The sequence below is a fragment of the Streptomyces sp. HUAS TT7 genome, from assembly GCF_051550175.1.
Lineage (GTDB): Bacteria > Actinomycetota > Actinomycetes > Streptomycetales > Streptomycetaceae > Streptomyces.
This window is the reverse complement of the sequence record NZ_CP196175.1, coordinates 7,826,271-7,851,401: the sequence shown is the minus strand read 5'-3', so window position 1 is coordinate 7,851,401 and position 25,131 is coordinate 7,826,271. Positions and strand designations below refer to the sequence as shown.

Genomic DNA, 25,131 nt, shown 5'->3' with positions numbered 1-25,131 from the left:
TCCTGTTCGGCGGGGAGGTTCAAGACCCGTATATGAGCGTGCCCAGCGGTCCTAGACTGGCGCCTCGCCCCCGAGCAAGAGGGGAGGGGACAGGCCATGGCCCCGTCCATGCAGGTGCTGCTCGTCGACGACCACGAGGACAACCTGTTCGCGTTGCAGAGCGCCCTCGCCCCGCTCGGCTACCCAATCACCACGAGCACCAGCGGGGTCACCGCCCTCAAGACGGCGCTGCGCGGGGGGATCGCCGTCGCGATCCTCGATGTCGTCATGCCTGAGGTGAACGGGTTCGACGTCGTGCGGTACCTGGCCCGGCTGGAGCAGACCCGGCTCATCCCCGTCATCCTGGTGACCGGCATGAGTCAGAACGCCGACCTGGCGACCCGGGCATTGCAGTTGAGTGTCGCCGCCCTCATGGTCAAACCCATCGACCCCTGGGCCTTGAGGATCAAAGTGCAGTACCTGTACCGGACCAGTCACCTCCTGCAGGCCGTCCCCACCCAACGCCAAGAGTCCGCACGCCACCCGTGTGCGCGGGACATCCGGACACCGGACAGCAGTGAGGGGGCATTCGGCTCCGAGGGATTCCAGAACCCTTGAATGGGCGGAGCACAGCGAGTCAGACCCAGGCGACCATGACCGCACGGGCTCTGGAAATGCGGGCCTGGAGATCGCCCCTCCGGACATGCCACCGCCAACGTTCAACCGCCATGAGGAAGTTCAACGAGCTCCTCACGCGACGCCCCTTCCCCCCGGCTCGAGGGCAGCCGGGCAATGGCCACCACAGCAACAGCGACCGCCACGATAGATCCCCGCGCCCCAGCCTCGACCTTGTTCTCCGGCTCCGCCCGCGAGACCGGCTTGCTCGCCCAATTCGCAGGCCAGCGGTAGGGTGCCAAACCGGAGCCCTGCTGAATCCCCCGTCAGCAGGGCTCCATCGCTGTGCTCCCCCAACAACCCAGGGCACCACCGGTATGCGCGGGCCACCAGAGCCCCTACCCCGCCTGGCCCCACCTTGCTACGAACACGGCAAACAGGGCGGGTGGCCGGAGCCGGTACGGCGGCGCGGTTCTGCACTCCCGAGGCACCACTACCATAAGTAACGGTTTTGACCAGCGCAGTCGTGTTCTCCCGGAAGGCACCAACACTGGTTGACACCCCGCCACCACCGCTGCACGTGAATGTCGTCTCCAGACTGGGAGGGGGGACGCACTGGATGGCGTCCCCCTGGTAGTGTAACAGTGATCTCCACGTAGCCCCTGCTTGGCGCTGTCCGGCGTGGGCAGCCTGCCGATGGCCGGTGCACGGACATGGGGGGCTGTGGCTGAAGGCAGGCAGGCTGGGGGTCCGCACCGACTGGGTGCCCAGGGGTGCGCCGGTGGGCCAGAAGGTGCGGGGCTTCCGGGCGACCGGGTTCGGCACGGGCGACGCCGCACCCCGGCGGGCGCGGCGTCGCTGAACAGGCCTGCGGAGGGGCGGAGTTCACACTTCCAGTTCGTTCTCGATCTTCTTGAGCTGGTGGCGGGCCATCGCGAGGTTGGCCCGCTTCTTGTCCAGCGCCATGTAGAGGAACAGACCGCTGTTGCCCCGGCCTTTGAGGAGCCGGATGAGGTGGTACTGGCCGCCCAGCGTGATCAGGATGTCCTCGATCTCGTCCTTGAGGCCGAGCATCTCCATGGTCCGCACCTTGGCGCGCACCACATCGGTGTTGCCGGCGGCGGCCACCGCCAGGTCGAGGTCCTTGCCGCCGCCCAGCGTGCCGAGCGCCATGCCGCTGCTGTAGTCGACGAGGGCTGCGCCCAGGCTGCCCTCGATCACGGTCATCGCTTCCTTGAGGGTGGTTTCGGTGTTGGTCATCGGCGTTGCACTTCCTTTCCTTCGGGGGCTGTTCCGGCTCGGTGTGCCGGTGCCGTTCATGGGGTCTCCTGCCGGTCGAGCGCGCCGTCGATCAGCTCGCCGACGCGCGTACTGGAACGGCGTGCTTCGAGGTGCAGCCGGCCGACGTTGACGCGGGGGTCCGCGAGGAGGGTGAGCACGGCGGTGGAGCCCGCCGCGTAGGTGGCGACGTAACCCGCCTCGCCGCGCACGAGCAGTTCGCGGAAGCCGCCCTGGCCGGTGGTCTCGGTGAGCCGCTGGGCGACGCCGAGTGCGGCGGCGGTGAGGGCGGCGGTGAGGGCGGCGATTCCTTCGACGGCCTCCGGCGCGCCGTCCTGGGCGATCACGAAGCCGTCGGAGCTCGCCGCGAGCGCGCCGGTGAGCTGGGGCAGCCTGGCTCTCAACCTCCGCAGCTCTTCGAGGACTTCAGCGACCTGTCCTTCCGCCGCCATCAGCTGTCTCCTCTCGGCGCGCTGCCGCAGTGCGCGGATCACAGCGTGGCCTCCAGTGCGTCGCGCAGCCGCCGGAGCAGCGCGACATCGGGGTCGACCGTCTCCGCCGACATCCGGGTCAACCAGGCGGGGACGGAGTCCGGCGGCGTACGGGCGCGCGGAGCCTCAATGGCTCCGACGGCCGCCAGTCTTCGCACGTCGATCAGGGTGTGGAACGCGGGGCGGCCGAGGGCCCGTGCGATGTCCTGCGGGGTGCGTGCCCCGTCGGCCTGGGTCAGCACCGCCCGCTGGCGCAGGGTGAGCGGGACGTCCGGGCGGCGTCGGCTGCGCACCACGGGGGCGGTGTCCAGGTCCGGGCAGGGCCAGAGCCGGTCGAGGAGCTCTCTGCGGCGAGCCGCCTCCCGCTCCACCGCCTCGGCCGGCACGGGCCTGACGGGACCGATCCAGTGGGCCACCCCGTACCGGAAACGGGTGGGGCCGCTGCTGGGGGCCAGTGCGAAGAACGCCGCGTCGTGCAGTGCGCCGAGGTGGCAGATCTCCAGCTCGCCGTCGCCGACCTGGCGCTCTCCACCAGGAACCGGCCGACCCGGCCGCGCGGGCCCGCCCGGTCGACGGCCTCCCGCCAGCCCTCGGGCCGCAGGCGTCCGGCGGTGGTGAGCAGGACGTCTATGCCGGGCGCCGCGGGACTCTCCGCATGCACCACCTGGCCGTCGCAGAGGTACAGGGTGCCCCGGTCGCGCAGCAGGGCACCGGTGGCCCGCTCGGCGACCAGGCGGACGAGCATGGGAGAGACGGGCGTTCGCGTCGCAGGAGCCGGTCCTGCCGGGCTGCCCATCGCCGCGCTCATCACAGCACCAGCCGTTCGGCCAGGCCACGCAGCCGGAGCCGGGCCAGCGCGAGATTGCCCTCCTCGCGGTCGAGCCACAGGTGCAGGAACACGCTGCTGTCGAAGGCCGTCTCGACGAAGCAGAGCACGTGGTGCGCGGTACGGGTGGTGATGATCAGGTCCTCGACGGGCAGGTCCGTCGAGGGCGGGCTCCCAGTCGACAGGTCTTCGTCGCCGCCCGAGGGGGACACACCGAAATCGGGGTGCTCGGCGACCGCCCGTGCCAGCTCTGCGGTCTCGGCGGCGGTGACCTCGTGGTCGCCGCCGGGCGAGGCGCCGATGGCCCCGAGGGCGAGTCCGCTGGCCCAGTCGACCACGCCCGCCCCGAGCGCCCCGGGCAGCAGCATCGCCTCAAGCAGGCACTCGTCGATTCCAGGCACGCGGAACCCCCTCCCGGCGCAACGCATGGATGTGTTCGAGCCGCCGGAACGAGCGCTCGGCGGTGACGGGGACATTACGCACCGTGGCATCCCTTGACGGGAGTTCTGGCATTTTCCGGTGGCGCATGCCCGACTTGGCTAGAGTCCGACCCTTTGGGCAGAACCGAACTCCCGGTGCGGGACCGTGAGTTCGCCCCCCCCACGCAGGCGGCCGGAGCGGCCTGCTGCACATCCGCCGCCCACACCTGCGGGTCAGAGCAGGGCCTGCGGAGGTCATGGAACTCATCCAACGCCGACTGCTGCAGCAACTGACTCTTTGGCTCTGTTCGCCCAGCTCCGAGATCCGCAGGTCTCATCCTCGACGATCTTGAAATCCCGGTTGGCCGACTGAATCGCGCCCGCACGGGCTGTTCACCGGCCGGATTCGCATGGTTGCCCCGCGGCCAGCCCGGCCTACGATGCGAAGGAGACAGGGCGGGCGACACTGCGCACGGTGCACCAACCGGTCCAGCCGACCGCCCTCTGGCCCCCAGACCCCGGGCTCGTGTTCACCGTCCACCCCGCCCTCGGGGTGGACGGAGCCACCGCATCCACATACGGCGGCTCCGGCCCTTCGTCCTAGCGGCGCTGTTCGAGCCGGGGTCATCACCTCCCGCAGACCCCGGACACAGCCGCCCTTGAGGACGGTGGGAGCGAGGACAGTGCGGAGGGGAGCCCCTCTCCTCGCACAGGCGGCCGCCGCGCCATCCGTGACCGGGCGGCGGCCGTCCCACAACAGATAGGCAGACACTGCTCAGCAGTTCAACTACCCGTGGAGGCCCCCAGATCCACCTCCCGCCCATGCCCTTTCATTCACCAGGACACGGAATCTCCGCGTCAACTGTCAACCAGTCGATCGGTGCCGGTCAGGGCATGGTCTTGGGCCCAGGGCCCGGTACGACCTCGTTCTGCAACAACCACCACACCGGTCACCGCCCATGCCCGGAATGCAAAAGCCCAGCCCACGATGCGGCGTCCACGAATGCGCTTTGAACCTACTCCCGGACCATCTGCGTGGCCCCTCCACGGTCCGACATTGGCCAGAGGCAACCCTCCAAGCCCGACGGTCGGCGAGCGGGAGCTTCACGAGCCCACAGGGCCTCGGATGACATCCGAACTCGTCGACAAACGGCACTCGCCGAGTGCTGCGCGGCCACTGCGCCCTGGCAAGAGCGTGCAACAGATGCAGCCGGTCGTCCCGGCGCATGCTGCCTCCTCCCCACTCCCCACCCCCACCTTGTGATCAGTCCGCCCGGAGCTGACGGGCGCCCCGTTCGACTTGACGGCCCAGTGAGGGCGGAATCACGCCGCCCTGAAGATCCGGAAGATGCTTGTCGAGGTTGCCCGTAGAGAGAGGCGATCACGTCCTTCTCGCGTATCTGCGGTCGGCGATCTCTCGCGCCGATTGGGCTCCGGGTCCAGGTGCCGGCGTGCGGCCGAGGAACGCCATTGGTCACCAGGTAGCCCGCGACCCCCAGGCCCGTGAGCGCCAACCCGCTCCCGCTCGCCCACATACTGATTCGCCTCATCAACCCAGCTTTCCCCTCCGGATTCCTCACCGGCAGAGCACCAACAGGCCACCGTCGTGGGGTGGTTCCGAATGGGGGGGAGGTGAGCCATTGCTGTTGGCATGGGTGTGAGCCATGAGCCGCGGCGGACGATCAGTAGGTTGCTGTGGGCCGCCTGTGGACGTGGGGCATTGGGCGGCAGGGGTATGTGTAAATCATTGAGGACCTCGTCCGTGGTGGGGGTGGTTTCGGTCTTCGTGTGCGGGGGCGGTTGCAGGGTTTTGTAGGGGTGCGGGACGCTCTGTTGCCCGGTCGACGGGACCGCCGAAAGCGCCAGGAACAGGGCGCCCCCCGCGCGTACTCCTGGCCGGCCTGGCCGTGCCCCTGCCGTCCTGGCCAAGGAGGTCCTCATGCACAGCCCTCTTCGCGCTCCGCGCACCCTGTGTGCCGTCGGCGCCGCCGCCGTCACCACCGCGGTCGTCTTTGCCATGACCGGTGTCGCCCACAGCGCCCCGGCCGCTCAGCCCGAGCAGACCTGTTCCACCGCTACATTGACCGGTAGCTACCTCTTCGCCGGTGACGGTCTGTCAGTCTCCGGCACGTCCAGCCAGCCCCTCGCCTTCGCCGGCTCCGAACGCTTTGACGCTGTCGGCCATGTCCGGGGCACCTCCAGCTCCAGTTTCAACGGCACCATCACGCGCGGCGCCCCGTTCACCGGCACCTACACCGTCAACGCCGACTGCACCGGCACCCTGGTCATCGGCACCGCCCTCCACTTCGACCTCTACACCGCCCCCAGCGGCGACTTCTTCACCTACATCCAGACCGACCCCGGCTCCGTCAGCGCCACCACCGAACACCGGGCCACCCGCACCTGACCAGCAGCCCTGCGCCCGTGTCCCTCGCCGCGGGCCAACCAGCCAAGACCGTCCGCCGGTTGGCCCTGGCAACCCTGCCGCGGAGGCAGCACTCAGCCGGAGACGCGGTTCTCGGTCCCGGACACGACCGTGCCGGGGGCGATCCGGGCCTCTGTGAAGGACTGCCCCGAAGGAGCCGTGACATGCCGATTCTCCTCTCGTATGCCCCCCCCGGCCGGGCTCCGGCCCGAACAGAGCCAGACGGCACCGATGCCACAACACAGGATCGCAGCGCAACAGGCTCCGGATACATCCACCCGTGTCACATCACGGGCCGCCCCGAGCGGACCGGCTCTCCAGGAATGGTGCGGACCCCTCTCTGTTGCACCGTCAGCGCGAGAGTTCCACCGCAACCACCGCTTCGAGGGACGAGTACACGCCAGCCACGGCAACCGGGCCCACCCCTGCCCCGCTCACCGGGGTACACCCCACCACCGGGTATGCCGCCATATGCCGTGGCACCCAGAGCGCAACCGCTGCAGCATCGCGCACCGCGCGTGAATGCACTGGGCAACGACAACCGCCCGGCGGGCCGACAGCCCTACACTGCGGACAGGAAACCCATTATGGGAAAGGAGGTTGGGCATGCCGTGGTCGGCGCCAGCGCCTCGGCTGCGTCTGGCTGTCTCGCGCACGGCCGGCTGCACCGTGCTGCACGTCGCCGGTGAACTCGACACGCCCGCCATACCCGCTCTCGCTCATGCCCTGGACCGCATGGAAGAGCACGCCAGCCGGGTGGAACTGGATCTGAGCCGAGTCACCTTCTGCTCGCTGGCCAGCGCCGAACTCCTCGTCCACGCCCACCGCCGGGCGGCAACCGCCGGGACCAGCCTCACCGTGCACCACGCCCACAGCGCAGTACTGCGCACCCTGCGCCTGTGCAGCGAACCCGCCGGACTGCGCTCACCCCACACACGTCGGCTCGGCCCAGAGCATCCGCACGCCCGCGCCCTGCTCAAGGAGGCGCTCATCCTGGCCCTGCGCCTCACTGACGCTCCGATGGGCAATGCCCAGCTGCACGACCCCGTTGCGGGTGTGCTGCGGATCGTGGCCCAACGCGGGTTCCACTGGCCGTTCTTGAACTATTTCGAAGCGGTTCAGGACCGTGAGTCCGCCTGCGGTATCGCCGCCCAGGACCAGAGCGGTGTGTTCATCGACGAGGTCTGCTCCTCGCCGGTCTTCCTCGGCACGCCGGCTCTGGATGTCCTTGGGTAGGCACAGGTGCGCGCTGTCGGCTCGCTGCCGGTAGCGGCTCCGGACGGGGTGTTGGTCGGGGTGGTCTCCATCCACCGACTCCGCCCCATCCGCTGGTCCAGTGACCAGCGGCGCGGTCTGGAGTCCCTGGCCCGCGCCACCGGCAGCACCTGGCACTCGATCCACCGCCAGGCCACCGTCCGCCTCGCACCGGCGCCCGTGGCCCTGGCCCCAAACTCGCTCTGAGCTCCGTACTCTCTGGGCGCGGGAGCCCGGGCTCCATGCTCGCGGACCGGTGCAGGCCGATGGAGAGTGGGCATGCGCGGCAGAGCCCTCGATGGGGAGGCATCTCCAATGGGGGCGGGAGCCGACTGACGGCGGCCACGAGGATCTGGCCGCTGACAGCCGACAACGCCGGGGACGACATGGTGTCGGGAGGACCAACAAGAGCGAGGAGCGGACCATCCTGGTCGCCAAGGACGGAGCCGAGGGCGGCTACGGCGACTACGTCCTGCGGGTGGCCATCGAGAACGACAAGGTCCTGCGGTTCGTGCCGCAAGTCGTGGACGCCATCCAAGCCACCCGTACCGTGGCCGAGCCCACGGGGGCATCCCGCTCCCCAGCCGCCCGGCACCCACGCCAGGCCGGGCATGGCCTGCGGGGACAGCGCGGGTGATGCTGACGGTGGGACTACGCGTCTTGTTGGCGCCGTGCCGTCACCAGGTAGGCGGTGCCCAAGCAACGGCGGGCCCCTCTGCTCACGGTCCGTTCCGGATGGTCGCGCCATTTCCGGCTCCAGCGGCGGACCAGCCGGTCCAGCGGCGGGATCAGGGGTGTTACGTCGTAGTGAACCGCGTCCTGCGCTGTCAGTCCGGCTCCACGCATCATCCGGCGGAGGCGGGCCAGAGGGATCGCCCGGATGCCGGACACGGCCGCGGCGTGCCGCGGTGCGCCGAACAGCCCTTCGACGCGGCCGAGCACACGCACCAACGGCCAGTAGAGGAACCACTCGGTCAGACGGTACGGGCTGAGCGGGTTGAGCATCGTCACCACGACCAGGCCACCCGGCCGGATCACGCGTGTGATCTCGCGCAGCCCCTGAACGGCATCGGCGTACTCCAGGACACCCATCGCGACAACGACATCGAAGTGCTGGTCGGGAAAGGGCATCTCCTCCACACGCGCCACACTCAACTCGGCGTCACCTGCGCCCTTCGCCCGAGCGGTGGCAACGTCGATCATTGCCGGAGACCGGTCGCATCCTGTGATCTGGAATTCTCCGGGACGGGTGTCGAGAAGATGCCGCACCAGCATGCCGGGTCCGCACCCCACGTCCAGCAGACGACCACGCGGGGCGGCGCCAAGCGCCTCGTCGACCGCATACAGCCGGGAACGGTAGTACCGCGCCGCCGGGCGCCAGCCGTCGTAGGACGCGGCGTAGCGGGTCGCCTCCTCAGTGGTCGGATACTGCGCGGCCACGACGACGTCACGTGCCGCGCCTCTGGTACCACGACGATGCGCCCGTGCCGTCTTGGAAGACACCATCACTACTCCCAGGGCTGTTGCTAAGTCAGTTCGCTGTGTTGCGGACCTGGTCAGGCCCATGACGGATGCAGCGAGACTCCAGTCAGGACAGCGACGCGGAGGCACGGAGCCCATGGCCGGTGTCCACCGTAGGGAGGCGGACGTTGCCCCTTCGATAGGAAATCGCGTCTGTTTCGTGCAGAGGTCTCATCCGCGTCGGGTGAGGAACTCTCGGTGCAGGAGGTGGGTGCGGGTGGCGTTGACGGAGACCCCGTCGACGGGCAAGTCGAGGAGTTCTTGCAGGCCCCGGGTGCGGTGTGGTTGCAGCGGGTGCCCGTTGAGGGATTGCAGGATGCATGAGCAGGTGCCGTCGGCCGCGGTCGATCCGTGTCCGGGGTCAGTCCCGGTGATGCGGTCGACGATCTCGCGGGCGGCAGTGAGTTCGCTGACGGGGCCTTGATCTCCGCGCGGAACACAGCGAGTTGGCCGGTATACCCCCCTGAGGGCTTCGTGACAGTGGGGGAAGCGAGGGTTGCGCGGGCACCCCGGTACGCCTACCCAACAGCAGGGCCAGCCTCTCAGCCGAGAACGTCCGTGAACGCATGTGTGGTCCCGCCTTTGGCGCTATCGGGGACGAAGTCTGCGATGGCCACGGGACACAACGGTCCTCGATGCGCACGTGCGAGCGGCCGCCGCGGCGTAAGGAGTGAGGGCGGGACCGGTTGCCGCAGGAACCGGCCTGTTCCATGGACGGCCCGAAGATGTTCGAGCCGGTGGTGTTCGAGTTGTCGTAGGCGTCGGCCGTGACCCGTAGTTTGAGAGTGATCCGGAGGTGTCCCTCCCCTCGTAGTGTGGAGGGGGAGGCCTTCCAGACTGTGTCCGCGAAGTCGGCGGTGCGTACCGGTCCTGGTTGGTCAGTGCAGGATGTCGAGGGTGTTTGTGGCGTCGTCGACGAAGTAGACGGCGCGCGCTCCCGGACGCACAGCGAGGCCGAACAGCGCGCCCGCACCGGGGGGTGTCCCGCTGCTGTCGAGGGTGCGGACCGCAATCTGAGTGCCGGATGGGGTGGTCTCCACGAGATTGCCATCGCCAGCGTTCACGGTGAGGATGTCTCCGCCGGGGGCGACAGCAAGGCCGAGCGGAGTGTTCAAGTTGCCTCCTGTGGTGATGACTTGGCCTGTGCCTGCACTGTCCGGGCGCGTCAGTGCGTGCGGGATCGCGGTGATGCGGTTGTCGACGCTGTCAGCGACATAGAGCGTGCCGTCGCGGCCGAGTCCGACGCCGGTGGGGCCGACCACCAGGGCCGCAGGGTCTGTGCGTTCGGCGAATCCGGACCCGATGCGGGTGACGGACCGGAGCTGGAAGGTGTCGTCGCCGACTGCCGCCCCGAGCCGCAGGACGGTGCCCTTGCGCACCGTGGCCGGGCTGCCGGCGAGCGTTCCGTTCAGCACGTTGGTGACGAACAGGTCGACGTAGTCTCCGCCGTCGCGCACGGTCATGTCCCAGGGCCCGTTGATGCCGTACCCGGCCAGAGTCTGGCGAGCCCTGCCATGGCTGTCGAGGACGATCAGGCAGCCGGCCCTGGCCGTGGCGGAGGTGCCGTCCGTGGTGGGCAGACTGCCCATCACAACCCAGCCACTGCGCAGGACCACCAACGCTGTGGTCAGCCCGACCCCGCCGGGACAGGGCCCGGGCAGGTGAGCCGGATCGATCCGGGCGAATGTCGACACAGCCCCGGAAGGACTGATCTGCACGATGGTCGTCCCGGTGCCCTGAAGATTCGATGCGGCATTGAAATTACTGACCAGGACACTGCCCTGGCGGAGGCTGCCCCGATCCTCCGGCACTACCGCCACACCGTAGGGGTTGACGTCCCCGTTCGCAGGGACCGTTGAGGCAATCGTGTCTACCGTGTGCAAAGGGCCGACGAACGAGCCGGGCGCCGACTGCCCCGTCGACATGCCTGCCAGGGACAACAAGCCGGCTGCTGCGCCGACAGCGAGCGTTCTCCACTGCATGTTGCCGCTCCTCAGAGTGCGTCGGATGCGAACTCGCCGAGCAGGTGACCGCCCGCCGGGCGCCACCCTGCACGAAGCCGGACAATCACAGGGCAGGCAGCCCGAGATACCGAAGGAGGCTAGGCAGACCCGCAGCAACCTGCCAGAGAGAAACAGGTCATCACACACCGAGCACCAGTGCCCCCCGGAGTACGTACTGAGTCTGCAAATAGAACGGGTCTCCAAGATCCAGGGCCGACGGAGGCTTAGAGCTCGCGCAGATAGGCGCGGGGGTACCCGTGACAGCAAGGCAGGTGCAGGTCAGCTGCTCTGGGCGATGGCGCGCAGGGCGTCGAAGGTCTCCTGTTCGTCTTGCTGGTCCCCGTGGTCGCTGAGTTTCACCACGACGGTCTTGCTTACGGGGTCGACGTAGATGTATTGCCCGTACACGCCGAGGGCGGAGTAGTCCTTGCCGTTGCCGCCGGGCGGATGCCACCACTGTGCGGAGTAGCCCCAGCCGTCGACTTTGTGGGGTGCTGGGGTGGCGATGCGCTGGATCCATGCCGGGGGGATGATCTGTTTGTCCTGGGCGCGGCCGTTGTTGAGGACGAGTTGGCCGAGTTTGGCGTAGTCGCGGGGGGTGGCGTTGATGCAGCAGTACGCCTTCTCGTGGCCGTTGTCGTGGTCGAGGTTCCAGGTGGCGCTGTCCTGTGCTCCCATCGGTGCCCAGATGTTGTCCGCCAGGAGGTCGGCCAGCGGCCGTCCTTGGGCCTTGGCCAGGACCTGGCCGAGGAGTTCGGTGTCGATGCTGCGGTAGGCGCCTTGGCTGCCCGGTGGGAACTGCAGGTCGCGATGGTCGCGTGCGAAGGCGGGCAGGTCCCGGGTGAGGTACATCCGGGCGGTGCCGGTGAGCGGGTAGTACTCGTTGTAGTTCTCCGGGACGTCCACGCCCGAGGTCATGTCCAGCAGGTCGCGCACGGTGATGGTGTCGTAGGCCCCGCCGGTCTTCAGCTGGGGCAGGAGGTCGACCAGCCGGTCGTCTTCCCGGAGTCTGCCCTGTTCGATGGCCTGCCCGGCGAGCAGGGACACCACCGACTTGGCGGCCGACCAGGACGACAGGCGGGTGGTGGGGCCCACCCCGTTGCGGTACCACTCGTGGGTCAGCCGGCCATTCCTGAGGACAAGGAAGGCATTGGTGTGGGTGGTCGTCAGGAACTGCTCGACCGGCGCCCGCTCGCCCTTCCATGGCACGGTCGCAGGAAGCGGCTCGTCGTGGACGGGCAGGGGCGCCGGCGTGGCGGAGGCGGGGATGGTGCGGGTGTCGAACAGGTCGCCCTGCCGCGAGGGCTCGGTGGTCAGCAGGTGGACCAGCGTGGGTGGGGAGGGGATGTCGAGCAGTGCGGTGGCCGTGTAGGCGCCGGCCACCAGCACGCCAAGCGCCACCGGCAGCGCGATGAGGGTGCGCCGCAGGACGCGCCGTGTCCGCGGCTTCGCAGACCGCGAGGCGGCCACGGTGCGGTCGGTGGGACCGGCGGCGGAAGCGGACCGGGAGCTGGCTGCCGGTCCGGGACCGCTGTCCTGGGGGGCTTTGTGGTCCGTGTCGACAGCCTCGTCAGCCTCGTCGGCGGCTTCCACACCAGGGCGGTGGTCAGACATCGGCGACGTCCTTGGGGCTGGTGCGGGCGGTTGCGTCGACGGCCAGCCAGAACGCCTCCATCAGCGTCTGGAAGACGGCCTCGTCGTCCTGCGCGGCCAGGTGGGGCAGGTGCGTGGTGATGGCCGGATAGTGCTCGGGGGAGATGGTGGCGTATGCCCCGGCCCAGGCATGCTCGTCCGCGGCGCGCACCTCCTGCGGGAGCGCGGCATACCCGGCGCGCATGCCCGCGTATGCCAGCACGGTGTCGGCGAGCATCCGTTGGTAGCGGGCCACACTGCCCTCGTCCAGACCGATCTCCGCCAGCGCCGTGAGCATCGTCTCCATCGCGGCGAACTCCCCCGGGCCGCGGGTGGTCCGGCATGCGACGGCCGCACCGACGTACGGGTGGGCCTCGAAGACCTCCACCAGGGAGCGGGCCAGCACCTGCAGAACCTCCCGCGGCCCCAGGCCGTCGGGCACACGCTCCACGGCCATGGCCAGCAGCCGGTCACCCACCGCCAGCAGCAGCGCGTCCCGGTCCGCGAAATGCCGCCACACCGCCGACCGGTCCACGCCCAGTTCCTCTCCCAGAGCCCGTCCGGTCAGCCCGTCCGGTTCCGCCCGCGCCGCGATCCGCACGGCCGCCTCCACGATCAGCTCCGGCGACAACCGCACCGCCCGGCCCTTGCCCACAGCCATGTCCGTCCCCCACTCCCGCAATCATCAATGTTGTCATCAATGATGACAATGCTGGGGTGGAATGGTCAACTCTGGAGTGCGACCACGATGCGGCGACGTTCGGGAAGGGCTTATCAGCCAGACGCAGGCGGTCGAGGCGATCGCTGTCGCCAGTCCCAGAGCGACGATCTGCGATCACCGGGGAGACCTGTGCCTGTTCTTCCGCCATGGCTGACCGAACCGCTGTGGGACCAGTTCTCGGCGCTGCTGCCCCAGCGGCCGCTCTACCACCCGGACCATCCTCTGCGCTGCCACCGTCCGCGCATCAGTGACCGGATCGTGTTCGACAAGCTTCTGCAGTTGCTGAGGTTCGGCTGCCCCTACGAGGCGATCGCTGACACGACCTGCTCGGCGAGCACCATCCGCAGCCGTCGCGATGAGTGGATCCGCCTGGGCATCTTCAGCCAGTTGAAGCAGATCTCGCTCGACTCCTACGACCGCATCGTCGGCCTGATGCTGGATCAGATCGCCATCGACGGCTCCCTCACCAAGGCACCTGGAGGCGGGGAGGTCGCCGGCCGTTCCCCGGTCGGCCGGGGAAAACAGGGCCTGAAGCGCTCCGGCATGACTGACGGCTACGGAATCCCGCTCGGCCGTGTTCTGGCCGGGGCGAACTGTCACGACTCTCCACTGCTGGCCCCGACCCTGGACCGCCTCGCGGAACTCGGGCCGCTGCCCGACGACATCACGGTGCACCTGGACACTGGGTACGACTCGAACAAGACCCGCGCCCTGCTCGACGAACGCGGGCTGCACGGCCGGATAGCGCACAAGGGCGAGAAAGCACCGATTCAGGCGAGCCGGCGTTGGCACGTCGAACGCACTCAGTGCGCCACGAGGCGCTCTGTTGTATTCCCGGCTGAGCCGGGAGGAACTCGGAAGGAGGTTCCTGGGCCAATGACTTACCCAAGGCCGAAAGGTGAAGGGGACAATAGCATGTCAGAAAACCGGTGACCGTGCCCAGTTGTCAGGGACGGTGTGCAGGGTGGCCCGCGCGATATGGCGAAGACTGAATTGTTTGAAGCCCAATCCCCAGCAGATGCAAGTTCCCATCCGCCGGAAAGACAGCTGAAACCGGCGCCGCGCTCTGCACCAGGATTCGTTTTGGTGGCCGGTGCACCTCCGGAGTGCGGGGCGATGTCCAGCGAGGGCATTCAAGGGGATGAGTGGGACGCCTACGTCGCGCTGTGACGTACAGCAGAGACGAACGTGGGATCGCCTACGGGACGTGAGTCCTAGGGCGACGGAGGCCCCGTAGTAGTCGTCGGAGTAGCGCCCGGCCAGGGAGGGCGGGAAAGCCGTCCGCAGGGCGAAGGGGGCCAGGTGGTTCGGACACCCGAGACTCGGGAGGTATGCGAAATGCAGAGCGCCACAACGGTGCTGGGTGTCCTGCGTGAACGCGGCAGGCGGGGCCTGCCGTGCAGTGAGCTGTTTCGGCAGATGTTCAACCCGCAGTTGTATCTGCTGGCCTACGGACGGACCTACGCCAACCATGGCGCGATGACGCCCGGGGTCACGCCGGAAACTGTGGACGGTATGTCACAGCGGAAAATCGGCCGGATCATTGAAGCGATGCGTCACGAGCGTTATCGCTTCCATCCAGTCCGGCGCATCAATATCCCGAAGAAGAACGGGAAAATGCGCCCGCTGGGCATCACGACCTGGTCGGACAAACTCGTCGGCGAAGTAGTCCGTCTCCTACTGGAGGCCTATTACGAGCCGACGTTCTCCGGCCGCTCTCATGGGTTCCGGCCCAGGCGTGGCTGCCATACCGCATTGCGCGAGGTGGTCAACACCTGGACCGGAACGGCCTGGTTCATTGAGGCCGACGTCTCCGACTGTTTCGGCAGCCTGGACCATCAGGTCCTCCTGTCGATTCTTAGTGAGAAGATCCATGACCAGCGGTTTCTGCGGCTGGTGCGGAACATGCTGACAGCCGGATACTTGGAGGACTGGAAGTGGGGTGCGACGCTTTCCGGAGCACCGCAAGGCGGAGAAGCGTCCCCGATCCTGTCCAACATCTACCTGCACAAGTTGGACGAGTTCGTAGAAACAGTACTGATTCCGGAGTACACCCGAGGGGAACGTCGGGCCCGTAACCCGGCGTATTTGGAGTTGCAGAATCTGCTGGCGCAAGCACGCCGGCGCGGTGACCGAGCCCAGGCCCGGACGCTGCGTCAACGGATGACCAGCCTGCCAAGCTCGGATCCGAATGATCCGTGCTACCGGAGACTGCGATACATCCGCTACGCGGACGATCAACTCCTCGGTTTCGCCGGACCGAAAGCCGAGGCCGAGCAGATCAAGCAGCACCTGGCGGCGTTCCTGCGTGACGAACTCAAGCTGGAGCTCTCCCAGGAGAAGACGCTGATCACTCATGCCCGTACCCGGGCAGCACGGTTCCTCGGCTACGAGATCACGGTCCAGCACAACGACACGAAGAAGACCGGCCGATACCGACGGGTCAACGGTCAGATCGCACTGCGTGTCCCGCGTGACGTGATCAAAGCCAAGTGCGTGCCCTATCTCGCCCGCGGAAAGCCCGCGAAGCGAAAGGACCTTGTCAACAGCAACGACCACGCGATCGTTGCCACGTTCGGGGTTGTTTACCGGGGCATCGTCCAGTACTACCTGTTTGCCGGGGATGTTGCCCGGCTGCACCGCCTGCGATGGGTCATGGAGACATCCATGCTCAAGACTCTCGCGGCAAAGCACCGTTCGTCCGTGCCGAAGATGGCAGCCAAGCATAAGGCCAGAATCGACACGGAACAGGGACCCCGCGTCTGTTTCGAGGCCCGTATCGAGCGGAAGAACAGGAAACCACTGGTGGCACGGTTCGGAGGAATTCCCCTCTATCGACAGCGGTCGGCGAAGATAGTGGATCGTCGGCCGGTCTGGGTGGACTATCCGCACAAGGAGCTGGTCACACGGCTCTTAGCGGACACCTGTGAGATCTGTGGGGCCACAGGTGATGTCACGGTGCATCACATCCGCGCCCTTGCCGATCTCGCTCACGCCGGATGGCCGCCGTCTGACTGGGCGCGCGTCATGCTCGACCGGCGCCGCAAAACGGTTGTGGCCTGCGATTCCTGCCACGACCACATCCATGAAGCACAAGCGGCCAGATCATTCACGCCGTGATCACTGGAGAGCCGGATGATCGGGGAAACCATCAAGTCCGGTTCGGCGGGAGGCCGTGAGGAAAAGGACCTGCTACCGCAGACACCTCGCCTTGCGGCCGACCCAACCGCCTGGCAGAACGCCTTCCACCGTCTTTCCCGCTGCTACGAACGCCGCGCCGTCGTGATCGACGCCTTCTTCGACCTCGCGGACACGATCATCACCGTCCGCAGTCTGATCCGACGATCCTGGACCACCAACCGCTGGGACAACCGCCCGAGGCGACGCCCGTAAGCCCACGCCTATCCGCGCGAGTTCTAAGTCAGTTCGCTGTGTTGCGGACCTCGTCAGGCCCATGACGGATGCAGCGAGACTCCCGTCAGGACAGCGACGGGGAGGCACGGAGCCCATGGCCGGTGTCCACGGTAGGGAGGCGGACGTTGCTCCTTCGATAGGAAATCGCGTCTGTTTCGTGCAGAGGTCTCGTCTGCGTGGGGTGGGGAACTCTCGGTGTAGGAGGTGGGTGCGGGTGGCGTTGCCGGAGACCCCGTCGACGGGCAAGTCGAGGCGTTCTTGCAGGGAGTGCCCGTTGAGGGGTTGCAGGATGCATGAGTGGGTGCTGTCGGCGCGGTCGATCCGTGTTCGGGATCAGTCCCGGTGATGCGGTCGACGATCTCGCGGCCGGCAATGAGTTCGCTGACGGAGCCTTGATCTCCGCGCGGAACACAGCGAGTTGGCCGGTATACCCCCTGAGGGCTCCGCGACAGTGGAGGGAGGCGAGGGTTGTGCGGGCACCCCAGTACGCCTTCCCAACGAAGGGCCAGCCCCTCAGCGGAGAACGTCCGTGAACGCATTGTGGTCCTGCCAGCAGTCCGGAAAAGCTGCTCATGCCGGTGGTGTCCCGGTTGTTGTACCAAGTGGTGACGGTTTCGGTGCTCACGTCGAACTCGGCGTCGGGCTGGGAGACTTCCACGAGCGCGCCCTGACCGCCGTCGAACACGGCGAGGAAGCCATCGCCCCCACCTGCCGATGCCAGCCCGTCGGGGTGACGGCTGCGCCAGGCCGGGATTCGGGGAGCGCCCGGCCGCTGCGCACCATGGCATCCCTTGACGCCTTGCCCGCCTCGGCACCGTGGCATTCACGGGATGCGACGCTGCCGAGACTCTCCTGCCGATCCTCCGCCATGTGTTCCTGCGCGCCTGCAGGTCCTGTTGGCTGTACCGTCACCGGGTGAGCGCTCTGACAGCGTTCACCCGACGGCTCCGCGGCCCGTTCGCACGTACGCGGAGCCGCCCTGCCTGACCCAAGCTCGCTCAGTTCCTCCTCGCCCATGTGAAGGTGCGGGTCTCCCTGTCTAGGCGCCGCCGGGCATCACCGAAGGGGCCGGAGCCATCCGCTTGTCAGGGCGTGGCATCCCGCGTCGTGGTGGCCGCCATGCCCCCAGGGGCGGTGTCCTCGGCATCCGCAGGCCTGCCGGCGGCTGTATCGGTGGCGGCGGGCAGGTTGTAGAAGACGTTGCGGCGCTGCCTGGTGCGCTCGGCCTGTCCCCTGGCCACCAGATTTTCGAGGGCATTGCGTACCACGGTGACAGCGATGTGCCGGCCGACGTGGGCTGCGGCCAGGCTGGTGGTGATCTCGGCGGCCGAGGCCGGCTGGCCAAGCGCAGTGAGGTGCGTGGCGACCAGGTCGCGCAGGGTCGGGTCATTCCCGCGCGCTCGGGTCTTGGCACCGCTCTGCTTCTGCTCTTTCGCCTTCGTGTTGGCGGCCTCGGCCGAGGCGCGAGCCCGAGGAACCCGCCCGCCGGCAGGCGCAGGTTCACCGGTTTTCCTCCGCGCCGTGGCGGCGGGGGGCGTGGAGGTATCGAGGGCCTGCTGCATCGCGGTCAGCAGCGCATGGTTGTCCTCCAGGACCGTCAACTGCTCCTGGAGCGCGCCGATCTCGGCGGTGATGCGTTCGCGTTCCGCGACATTGCTCTCCAGATCGCTCTGGACCTGAACCGCGTACTGCGACTGGAGTGTGGAACTGTCCGGCACGGTGATACTCCTCCGCGAGTGTGCGCATGGGATTCCTGCCGGATGCTACGCGCCATCACCCCGCACGCACACCGGCGCGATTCACCCGCAGACACCGTCATGCCCTGTTCCGCACCGGAGTTGCTCACCCCGACTCCTGCCCAGGTGAGCCCCATGGGATGACTCAACGCTGGCGGGAGTCAGAAAATCAGTCGTGCGTGCCGGGTTGGTGGCACCGCCGGGGGGCAGGAAGCGGGCACCGGGGTTGTTCATTCGGGTTGAGGTGGACCAGTGCGGTGAACCACGGTCCGGTCAGGCGGGGGTGGCGGATGGACTGGAGTGTGCGGTTCGTCCTGCTGTCTGTGAAGCCGGGTCCGTCGCAGGTGTCAGCTGGTGGGCCAGGCTTTAAGGAGCTCGGTGGGGGTGAGGTCGGTGATGCCGTCGGCGGTGCAGCCGCTGCGGGCGACAGCGAGTAGAGCAGGGATTTGAGGCCGACCCTGCCGACCCGGCGCAGGCTGTCGCCCCCGCCGATGCCCGCCACGATCGTCAGGAAGACGATCGGCGTGATGAGCATCTTGATGGCGGACACGAAGGTGGTGCCGACCGGCTCCAGGGCGACGCCGACGCTCGGCCAGAGCCAGCCGGTCAGGATGCCGCAGACGATCGCGGTCAGGACCCAGAAGTACAACTGCTTGTACCAGGGCTTGGCGGGTGGCGTGGCAAGGAATGGGGCCGGGGACGCTATTGCTGCCATGGCGTTTCTCCTCGTCGAGGAACGTGGACGCAGCCGGGACGCCTGGCGGCCATCCGGGCCTGGGGGCCGGTGGGGAGGGCGCGGCTCGGTGGCGGACCGACAGGGGGCTCGTGATCGGCGCGGACAATCGTCCCGGGTCGGGCCGGCCCGAGGCAGGGTCGTCCGGGCCGCCCTTGGCTATGCGGGGATGCGGTCAGAGCAGTTCGAGGAGCTTCTGCGTGAACTCGGTGGTCGTGGCGTTGCCGCCGAGGTCGGGGGTGCGGACGTCGGTCTTGGCGAGCACCGCGGCGATGGCGTCGGTGATCTCCTTGGCGGCCTCGGGGTGGCCGAGGTGGTCGAGCATCATGGCGGCCGACCAGATCGCGCCGATCGGGTTGGCGATGCTGCGCCCGGCAATATCTGGCGCGGAGCCGTGGACCGGCTCGAACATCGAGGGGTACTCGCGTTCCGGGTTGAGGTTGGCGGCTGGTGCGATGCCGATGGAGCCGGCGACGGCGGCGGCGAGGTCGCTGAGGATGTCGCCGAAGAGGTTGGAGGCGACGACCACGTCAAAGCGGGCCGGGTCAAGGACGAACTTGGCTGCGAGGGCATCGATGTGCTCCTGGTCCCAGGTCACCTCCGGGTGTACGGCGCCGCGCTCGGCGACCAGCTCGTCCCAGAACGGCAGGGTGTGCACGATGCCGTTCGACTTGGTGGCCGAGGTGAGCCTCCCGCCGCGCCGGGCGGCCAACTCGAAGGCGTACTCGAGGACGCGTGTCACCCCGGCACGGGTGAACACCGCCTCCTGCACCGCCATCTCCTCGGGGAATCCCCGGTTCAGCCGACCCCCGATCTCGCTGTACTCGCCCTCGACGTTCTCGCGCACGACGACGAAGTCCACCTCGCCGGCCGCGGCCGCACGCAGCGGGCTGTCGATGCCCTCGAAGACGCGGATCGGCCGCAGGTTGACGTACTGACGGAAGCCGCGGCGGATCGGGATCAGCAGTCCCCACAGCGAGACGTGGTCCGGCACGTCTGGGTAGCCGACCGCGCCGAGCAGGATCGCGTCCTTGCCACGCAGCTGGTCAAGGCCGTCCTCAGGCATCATCGTGCCCTCGCGGACGTACCGCTCGCAGGACCAGTCGTAGGAGGTGTAGGACAAGGCGAGGCCGTGGCGGGCTGCGACGGCGTCCAGGACCTGCCGGGCGGGGAGCAGCACCTCGGCTCCGATGCCGTCGCCGGGGATGAGTGCGATGTCGTGGTGGGGCATGCGCCGATTGCAGCAATCAGCCTAGGAGGCCGTCCAAGACGCTCTGCCGATCTGCCTCATAGGCGCGGCCTATAAGCCGACCTATCGGCACTCGATGGCATCAAGTGCACAGGTCAGGAAGGCACGGGCGGCCGGGGACTGCTCGGTGCGGCGGCTGACCAGCGCGATCCGCAGCGTCGTCCTCGGCTCGATGTCCAAGACCAGTGCGCCGACCCGCTCGGCCGTGGTGCGCCAGGACTCGGTGACCACGGCGAGCCCGACCCGAGCGAGGACCAGCGGAAGGATCGCCACCCGGTGCTCGGTCTCCGCCGCGATGGTGAAGCCGATGCCCTGCTCGCGCAGGCCGTCCACGTACGCGCGCATACCGGTGCCCCGCTGCCCGACGATCAGCCGCTGCCCGGCCAGCTCCTCGCAGGCGACCGGCCGCCCCGCGGGGAAGGGCCCGTCGGGAGGGGTGACCAGCACGAAACGCTGCTCCCCGGCGGCATGGGCAAGCACCTCCTTGTCGGCAACCGGCCCGGACGTGGCGAGCAGCCCCAACTCGGCGGCACCAGTGCGCACCATGTCGACGACATCGCGCGAAGTGAAGGCGGCTCGGATATTCACCGACACCCCGGGATACCGGCTGCTGAACGCACGGATCATCGTGGTGAGCGGCTCCACCGCCTGAGACGGCATCACGGCGATGTCCAGCCGCCCCTCGCGTAGTTCGTGCACCGCCACGACGCTGGCACGGGCCGTCTCCAGACTGCGCACCGCCGCCCGGGCCGGCTCGATCAACGCCGTCCCCGCCTCGGTCAGCACGGCCCGGCGGCCGATCCGGTGGAACAGGCTGCTGCCCAAGTCCCGCTCCAGCGCCCGAACGGCCTGGGACAGCGACGGCTGCGAGAGATACAGGGCTGACGCCGCCCGGTTGAAACCCCCGTGATCCACGATCGCGAGGAAGTACTCCAGCTGCCGAATATCCATGACCGCCATCCTCCACGCCACGAACAGCCCCCGCCTCGACGCCCCCGTTACGGCCAACAAGCAGATGGACGGAAGATGTGGGATCGGTCGGTCTGTGTGACTGCGTGGGGCGTGCTGTGTGCGCCGGCTCCTTGGCATGAACCGGCCCCCGTCGGCGCCGTCCCGGGCCGGCGGGCAGCGGGACGGGCGCCGCGAAAGGTATGTTTCGCCGGGAGGTGGCTGGCCAGCACCGACGTCGGCTCCCGGACGCGATTCGGGGGCCGGTTCATGCCGTTGGCCGGGGCCGTTCGGCCCCGGTGGGTCAGCCGATCTGCGCGCCGTACGCTGCAAGGGCGGCCGGGACGGGCTGGAAGAAGGTCTGGCCGCCTTTGGTGCAGTCGCCACTGCCGCCGGAGGTGAGGCCGAGGGCGCTGGTTCCGTCGAAGAGGGCGCCGCCGCTGTCGCCGGGCTCGGCGCAGACGTCGGTCTGGATCAGTCCACTGACCGTGCCTTCCTGGTAGTTGATGCTGGCGTTCAGTGCGGTGACCGTGCCGCCGTGCACCTGGGTGGTGCTGCCGCTGCGCTGCACCTTCTCGCCGACGACGGCGTCGGCAGCCTTGGTGATCTCCTGGGTGCTGCCGTTGTAGAGGTCGACCTCACTGGGGTGGTCTGCGTTGTCCGTGTACTTGGCGATCGAGTAGTCGTTGCCCGGGAACGTGGACTGCTCGGTGGTCGCGATCGTCTGGCCGCCTTGCTGGTCGGACCAGTCCTTGATGTCGTTGCCGCAGTGACCGGCGGTCAGGAAGTACGGCTGGCCGTCCTTGACCACGTTGAAACCGAGCGAGCAGCGGGCGCTGCTGCCCCAGATCGCGTCGCCGCCGGCGATGAGGGGCTTGAACTCGCTGTTGGTGTAGTGGATTTCGACGGCGCCGCCGAGGCTCTTGGCGACCTGGGTGAGCCGGTCCAGCTTGGCGCCGGTGACCGTGCGGTCGGCCGTCACCACGACCTTGTTGGCCCTGGGGTCCATGGCTCAGGCGGTGCCGGGGATGGTCGCCTTGGCCCTCAGGGTCTGCCGGGCCGCGTCGAGCTGCGCCATCGAATGCCGGACGATCCTGGCCTCGGCGCCCTTGGCCCGGACGGCCGCCGCGGACGTCTCGTCCACCACATTGACGACCAGTTTCTGAGCCTTGGCGTCGTAGAACGCGCCAGCCGTACCGGTCGCGAGATGGGACGCCAGGGTGGTTGCGGCGGCCGGGGAGAGTCGGGCCGCCGAGGACGCGGGGGCGGCCTGGGCGTTGGTGAGGGTGAGGCTCACGGTGGCGGCGAGCGCGACTGCGCCCGCGCCGGCCAGCATCGTACGGCGGTGGCGTATGCGGTGCTGCTTCAACTGAATACCTCTCGTGGGGGGGACGGGCCCTGACGGTGGGGAGTCACACGGGCCCGGGAGGAAGGCGTGGCATGCCTGGCACGAGCGAGTCACCCGCTCCAGCTGGATGTCACGCCCATGCCAAGATCTCAGTATCCACATCCGCCCCTCTCGTACACAAGGCTGAACTCCCGCCCCACACACGGCACTTCACGCCTGAACCACTTCATTCACACCGCTATCAGCCCATCCGGATCCGGGTGCGGGCACCGGGGGACCTGGCGAGGCCGGCACGCACAGAGTGCGAGATCCGCCTGCACGCAAGCCCCCCGCACACCGGAGACGGAACGGGGTGGCCGAAACCGTCGACGCCGCCAGGCTCTGACGCCGAACTCGCCGCCCGGAGGCGGGCCGGGCGGCAACCCCTGCAACTGCACTACGGAGCCCAGGAGTCGGCCAGTGACAGCGAGACGATCAGGGCACTCCCGAGATACCTCTGTGAACTCCTGGGAAACTTCACCCTGCAATATTGACAGGGACATGTCTACGCGCGTCATTCTGTGCGGCATGAACTCCCCACACACAGATCACTTGGAGGATTCCTTGCTGACTCTGCGACGCCCCCAGCTGTCCTGGGCCAAGCGATTCGCGGTGCTGCTCGCCGCCATCGCGTCCGTGCTCAGCATGTCCGCGATCAACAGCCCCGCCGCGAATGCGGCGGTCTACAGCTCCTGCAGCATCAGCGGATGCTCCGACGCAGCCTCGGCCAACTCGGCCTGGTCCAGCCTTGGCTACCCGACCACCCGGAGCTGGGTCGACTGGCCGAACGGCCAGTGCAGCTACGCAGGCGGCGAGTTCTACAACAACGACGGGCAGCTGCCCTCCGGTGACACCTTCTACGAGTACGACGTCTACCCCCGCGCCTGCGGCGCCCACCGGGACGCCTACCGGATCGTCGTCGACTCCAACACTGGCACCGTCTGGTACTCCCCCAACCACTACACTGACTTCTACCAGCTCTGACACTCCAACAGGACCTGCCCATACATGCGGGTGAGTGCACTGGGCCGAGAAGCCGTATCCGATCACGGAACGTGCGGACCGAACTGAGCTTCCGTCGGGTCATCTTCCCGTTGTACAGCCTGAAGACAGGGCCTCTCGGTAGCCCGGGATTGAGAATCCAACCGAGCAAGGACACAGGCGGGCATGCACGTCCCTTTCGACCACGTGAGCTTCAACAACCCACATGATCACGGACGCTCATGCCCGCCGGCCTGCCCCGATACCGTCACCGAGCCCTGGGGACGATGGGGGTGTCATGGCGCTGTCACGGTCGGGATGCCTGCTGGAGAGCATCGCGCGGCCTATGATCACGACGTCTTCGGGTACGTTGGCATGACGCATGCGGATCGCGGACCACGCAGCTTCCAGTACTGCGACGGGTCCGGAAGTCCCGAAGACCACCAACCAGGGGACATCCGGTTAGACGATCATGCATCAGGTGGGACACAGGGAGTCATAAAGCCCCTCAAACCCCGGAAGGTCCCCCACGTGAGGCTTCGCGTCCTGGCAGCGCCACTTGCCGTAGCCGCCACCCTGCTCATGCCCGCCGCCGCCACCGCCGACAACGAGCCACCCAAACCCGCCAAGAATTGCGCGCCCGAGACCGCCCGCACCGAGAGCACCGCCACGGAGTCCGAGCCGATCGTGTGCGGCCCCAACGAGGTATTCAGCGTCGCTGCCAACTGGTGCTGTCAGCCAACAGTCGACAACCTCAACCCCGCCTGCGACAAGCTCTGCCCCCAAGGCGGTGGCTGCGTCTGCAAGCCAGGCTTCATTCGGGACACGTCCGGTACATGCATCCCGACGGAGCAAGCCCCGTCACGTTCGACGGTGGAGGTTGACCCAGGAGCATCGCCACCGATCCAATCGGGGCGGTCATCGGCGTCTGGCAGCCGGTCGACTTCCCGGGCGCGGGTATCGTCAACGAGACCGGCACACTGATCTGGAACGAGCTCAACACCACCACCCCGGACGCGGCTTCCGCCTTCTACCAGCCGTCCGCGCAACGCGAGGCTAGTGGACCATACTCCAGATCTGCCACTTGTTGGAGTGGTTGTCACAGGTCTTCTTGAACTGGCCGATGTCGAAGACCATGTTGTTCGCGTGGCCTGCCTGTCCCCAGTCCAGACAGAAGTCGACCTCGCTGCGGCCCGACAGCGAGCCTGATGGCTGCCAGTTGAGGAACTGGAAGCTGTTGGAAGGGTTGCCCGGGGTGTTTCCGACCCAGGTCCCACATGGCCCTTGCGCCGCGGTATACGTACATCGGCTCCGTGTAGCCCAGCGTTTCGGAAGCCGAGGGCCACAAAGGGCAGCACGCCGGTGGATGTCCGCCTTGTGGCGCCCAATCGCGGTAGCGTGGGGGGTAGTTCCGTGGATGCCTCCACCACCGTGAGCACATCTGATGCCGGTATTCGGCGACCACTGACGAGGGGAGCGGCGGCTTCGTCGCCAGCGGACATGTTCCCCGGCCCTGTGC

General features: G+C 68.0%; 19 protein-coding genes and 3 pseudogenes. 9 read left to right on the top strand and 13 right to left on the bottom strand.

Features of this window, described 5'->3' with window-relative positions; all coding sequences use genetic code 11:
- The first annotated feature begins 96 nt into the window (after positions 1 to 96).
- The gene (locus ACSHXC_RS35635) at positions 97 to 597 is read left to right on the top strand and encodes a response regulator (RefSeq protein ID WP_438295473.1); all 501 of its coding nucleotides are present in this window, start codon (positions 97 to 99) and stop codon (positions 595 to 597) included.
- A gap of 882 nt (positions 598 to 1,479) precedes the next feature.
- Here ACSHXC_RS35635 and ACSHXC_RS35630 read toward each other — a convergent pair.
- The 4 genes and pseudogenes from ACSHXC_RS35630 to ACSHXC_RS35615 form a co-directional block, all read right to left on the bottom strand.
- The gene (locus tag ACSHXC_RS35630; protein ID WP_438295472.1) at positions 1,480 to 1,854 is read right to left on the bottom strand and encodes a hypothetical protein; all 375 of its coding nucleotides are present in this window, start codon (positions 1,852 to 1,854) and stop codon (positions 1,480 to 1,482) included.
- Between the two features lie 56 nt (positions 1,855 to 1,910).
- Positions 1,911 to 2,324 carry a roadblock/LC7 domain-containing protein gene (locus ACSHXC_RS35625; RefSeq protein ID WP_438295471.1) on the bottom strand — a complete coding sequence of 138 codons (414 nt, stop codon included), beginning with the start codon at positions 2,322 to 2,324 and terminating at the stop codon, positions 1,911 to 1,913.
- A 38-nt stretch (positions 2,325 to 2,362) separates the two neighbouring features.
- A pseudogene (locus ACSHXC_RS35620) lies at positions 2,363 to 3,171 on the bottom strand (transcriptional regulator).
- Positions 3,171 to 3,590, bottom strand: coding sequence for a hypothetical protein (locus tag ACSHXC_RS35615; protein ID WP_438295470.1), 420 nt, complete (start codon positions 3,588 to 3,590; stop codon positions 3,171 to 3,173). Before ACSHXC_RS35615 ends, ACSHXC_RS35620 begins: the two are co-directional and overlap by 1 nt.
- Positions 3,591 to 5,547: 1,957 nt before the next feature.
- Between ACSHXC_RS35615 and ACSHXC_RS35610 the strand changes: the two genes are divergently transcribed.
- From ACSHXC_RS35610 to ACSHXC_RS35595, 4 genes are all read left to right on the top strand, one after another.
- Entirely contained in the window at positions 5,548 to 6,015 is a 468-nt protein-coding gene (locus tag ACSHXC_RS35610; RefSeq protein ID WP_438295469.1) for a hypothetical protein, read from the top strand.
- A 624-nt stretch (positions 6,016 to 6,639) separates the two neighbouring features.
- Positions 6,640 to 7,269: an STAS domain-containing protein gene (locus tag ACSHXC_RS35605; RefSeq protein ID WP_438295468.1), complete on the top strand. Its 630-nt coding sequence runs from the start codon at positions 6,640 to 6,642 to the stop codon at positions 7,267 to 7,269.
- 6 nt (positions 7,270 to 7,275) lie between these two features.
- Positions 7,276 to 7,494, top strand: coding sequence for a hypothetical protein (locus ACSHXC_RS35600; RefSeq protein ID WP_438295467.1), 219 nt, complete (start codon positions 7,276 to 7,278; stop codon positions 7,492 to 7,494).
- A gap of 91 nt (positions 7,495 to 7,585) precedes the next feature.
- Positions 7,586 to 7,924 (top strand): hypothetical protein, encoded by a 339-nt coding sequence (locus ACSHXC_RS35595; RefSeq protein WP_438295466.1) that lies wholly within the window; start codon positions 7,586 to 7,588, stop codon positions 7,922 to 7,924.
- A gap of 14 nt (positions 7,925 to 7,938) precedes the next feature.
- Here the strand turns inward: ACSHXC_RS35595 and ACSHXC_RS35590 are convergent, their stop codons facing one another.
- The 4 genes from ACSHXC_RS35590 to ACSHXC_RS35575 all read right to left on the bottom strand — a co-directional run bounded on the left by ACSHXC_RS35590 (position 7,939) and on the right by ACSHXC_RS35575 (position 13,104).
- Entirely contained in the window at positions 7,939 to 8,793 is an 855-nt protein-coding gene (locus ACSHXC_RS35590) for a class I SAM-dependent methyltransferase (RefSeq protein ID WP_438295465.1), read from the bottom strand.
- An 893-nt stretch (positions 8,794 to 9,686) separates the two neighbouring features.
- A complete protein-coding gene (locus tag ACSHXC_RS35585) occupies positions 9,687 to 10,790 on the bottom strand; it encodes a hypothetical protein (RefSeq protein WP_438295464.1) in 1,104 nt (367 codons plus the stop codon).
- Positions 10,791 to 11,090: 300 nt separating this feature from the next.
- Complete coding sequence (locus ACSHXC_RS35580) at positions 11,091 to 12,425, bottom strand: serine hydrolase domain-containing protein (RefSeq protein ID WP_438295463.1); 1,335 nt, start codon at positions 12,423 to 12,425, stop codon at positions 11,091 to 11,093.
- Positions 12,418 to 13,104: a TetR/AcrR family transcriptional regulator gene (locus ACSHXC_RS35575; protein WP_438295462.1), complete on the bottom strand. Its 687-nt coding sequence runs from the start codon at positions 13,102 to 13,104 to the stop codon at positions 12,418 to 12,420. The genes ACSHXC_RS35580 and ACSHXC_RS35575 overlap by 8 nt, the downstream gene beginning before the upstream one ends.
- 189 nt (positions 13,105 to 13,293) lie before the next feature.
- Between ACSHXC_RS35575 and ACSHXC_RS35570 the strand changes: the two genes are divergently transcribed.
- From ACSHXC_RS35570 to ACSHXC_RS35560, 3 genes and pseudogenes are all read left to right on the top strand, one after another.
- Positions 13,294 to 14,097, top strand: coding sequence for an IS5 family transposase (locus tag ACSHXC_RS35570; RefSeq protein WP_438295461.1), 804 nt, complete (start codon positions 13,294 to 13,296; stop codon positions 14,095 to 14,097).
- A gap of 405 nt (positions 14,098 to 14,502) precedes the next feature.
- The gene (locus tag ACSHXC_RS35565) at positions 14,503 to 16,284 is read left to right on the top strand and encodes a reverse transcriptase domain-containing protein (protein ID WP_438295460.1); all 1,782 of its coding nucleotides are present in this window, start codon (positions 14,503 to 14,505) and stop codon (positions 16,282 to 16,284) included.
- 105 nt (positions 16,285 to 16,389) lie between these two features.
- Positions 16,390 to 16,557, top strand: a pseudogene (locus tag ACSHXC_RS35560) (IS5/IS1182 family transposase); the annotation flags it as partial.
- Positions 16,558 to 17,663: 1,106 nt separating this feature from the next.
- Here the strand turns inward: ACSHXC_RS35560 and ACSHXC_RS35555 are convergent.
- From ACSHXC_RS35555 to ACSHXC_RS35535, 5 genes and pseudogenes are all read right to left on the bottom strand, one after another.
- Positions 17,664 to 18,296 carry a hypothetical protein gene (locus tag ACSHXC_RS35555; protein ID WP_438295459.1) on the bottom strand — a complete coding sequence of 211 codons (633 nt, stop codon included), beginning with the start codon at positions 18,294 to 18,296 and terminating at the stop codon, positions 17,664 to 17,666.
- 187 nt (positions 18,297 to 18,483) lie between these two features.
- Positions 18,484 to 19,029 (bottom strand): cation:dicarboxylate symporter family transporter, encoded by a 546-nt coding sequence (locus tag ACSHXC_RS35550; RefSeq protein WP_438295458.1) that lies wholly within the window; start codon positions 19,027 to 19,029, stop codon positions 18,484 to 18,486.
- Between the two features lie 193 nt (positions 19,030 to 19,222).
- Complete coding sequence (locus ACSHXC_RS35545) at positions 19,223 to 20,278, bottom strand: tartrate dehydrogenase (RefSeq protein ID WP_438295457.1); 1,056 nt, start codon at positions 20,276 to 20,278, stop codon at positions 19,223 to 19,225.
- An 81-nt stretch (positions 20,279 to 20,359) separates the two neighbouring features.
- A complete protein-coding gene (locus tag ACSHXC_RS35540; protein WP_438295456.1) occupies positions 20,360 to 21,247 on the bottom strand; it encodes a LysR family transcriptional regulator in 888 nt (295 codons plus the stop codon).
- 301 nt (positions 21,248 to 21,548) lie between these two features.
- Positions 21,549 to 22,613, bottom strand: a pseudogene (locus ACSHXC_RS35535) (S1 family peptidase).
- A 582-nt stretch (positions 22,614 to 23,195) separates the two neighbouring features.
- On the opposite strand from ACSHXC_RS35535, the gene ACSHXC_RS35530 reads away from it, so the two are divergent.
- Complete coding sequence (locus ACSHXC_RS35530; protein WP_438295455.1) at positions 23,196 to 23,615, top strand: ribonuclease domain-containing protein; 420 nt, start codon at positions 23,196 to 23,198, stop codon at positions 23,613 to 23,615.
- Positions 23,616 to 25,131 lie beyond the last annotated feature (1,516 nt).

Excerpts from the sequence above, each read along its gene's own strand:
- ACSHXC_RS35635 (WP_438295473.1), top strand. The coding sequence starts at position 97 with ATGGCCCCGTCCATGCAGGTGCTGCTCGTCGACGACCACGAGGACAAC.
- ACSHXC_RS35540 (WP_438295456.1), bottom strand. The coding sequence starts at position 21,247 with ATGGATATTCGGCAGCTGGAGTACTTCCTCGCGATCGTGGATCACGGG.
- ACSHXC_RS35550 (WP_438295458.1), bottom strand. The coding sequence starts at position 19,029 with ATGGCAGCAATAGCGTCCCCGGCCCCATTCCTTGCCACGCCACCCGCC.
- ACSHXC_RS35595 (WP_438295466.1), top strand. The coding sequence starts at position 7,586 with ATGGGGAGGCATCTCCAATGGGGGCGGGAGCCGACTGACGGCGGCCAC.
- ACSHXC_RS35630 (WP_438295472.1), bottom strand. The coding sequence starts at position 1,854 with ATGACCAACACCGAAACCACCCTCAAGGAAGCGATGACCGTGATCGAG.
- ACSHXC_RS35605 (WP_438295468.1), top strand. The coding sequence starts at position 6,640 with ATGCCGTGGTCGGCGCCAGCGCCTCGGCTGCGTCTGGCTGTCTCGCGC.
- ACSHXC_RS35545 (WP_438295457.1), bottom strand. The coding sequence starts at position 20,278 with ATGCCCCACCACGACATCGCACTCATCCCCGGCGACGGCATCGGAGCC.
- ACSHXC_RS35580 (WP_438295463.1), bottom strand. The coding sequence starts at position 12,425 with ATGTCTGACCACCGCCCTGGTGTGGAAGCCGCCGACGAGGCTGACGAG.
- ACSHXC_RS35575 (WP_438295462.1), bottom strand. The coding sequence starts at position 13,104 with ATGGCTGTGGGCAAGGGCCGGGCGGTGCGGTTGTCGCCGGAGCTGATC.
- ACSHXC_RS35590 (WP_438295465.1), bottom strand. The coding sequence starts at position 8,793 with ATGGTGTCTTCCAAGACGGCACGGGCGCATCGTCGTGGTACCAGAGGC.
- ACSHXC_RS35625 (WP_438295471.1), bottom strand. The coding sequence starts at position 2,324 with ATGGCGGCGGAAGGACAGGTCGCTGAAGTCCTCGAAGAGCTGCGGAGG.
- ACSHXC_RS35585 (WP_438295464.1), bottom strand. The coding sequence starts at position 10,790 with ATGCAGTGGAGAACGCTCGCTGTCGGCGCAGCAGCCGGCTTGTTGTCC.
- ACSHXC_RS35565 (WP_438295460.1), top strand. The coding sequence starts at position 14,503 with ATGCAGAGCGCCACAACGGTGCTGGGTGTCCTGCGTGAACGCGGCAGG.
- ACSHXC_RS35610 (WP_438295469.1), top strand. The coding sequence starts at position 5,548 with ATGCACAGCCCTCTTCGCGCTCCGCGCACCCTGTGTGCCGTCGGCGCC.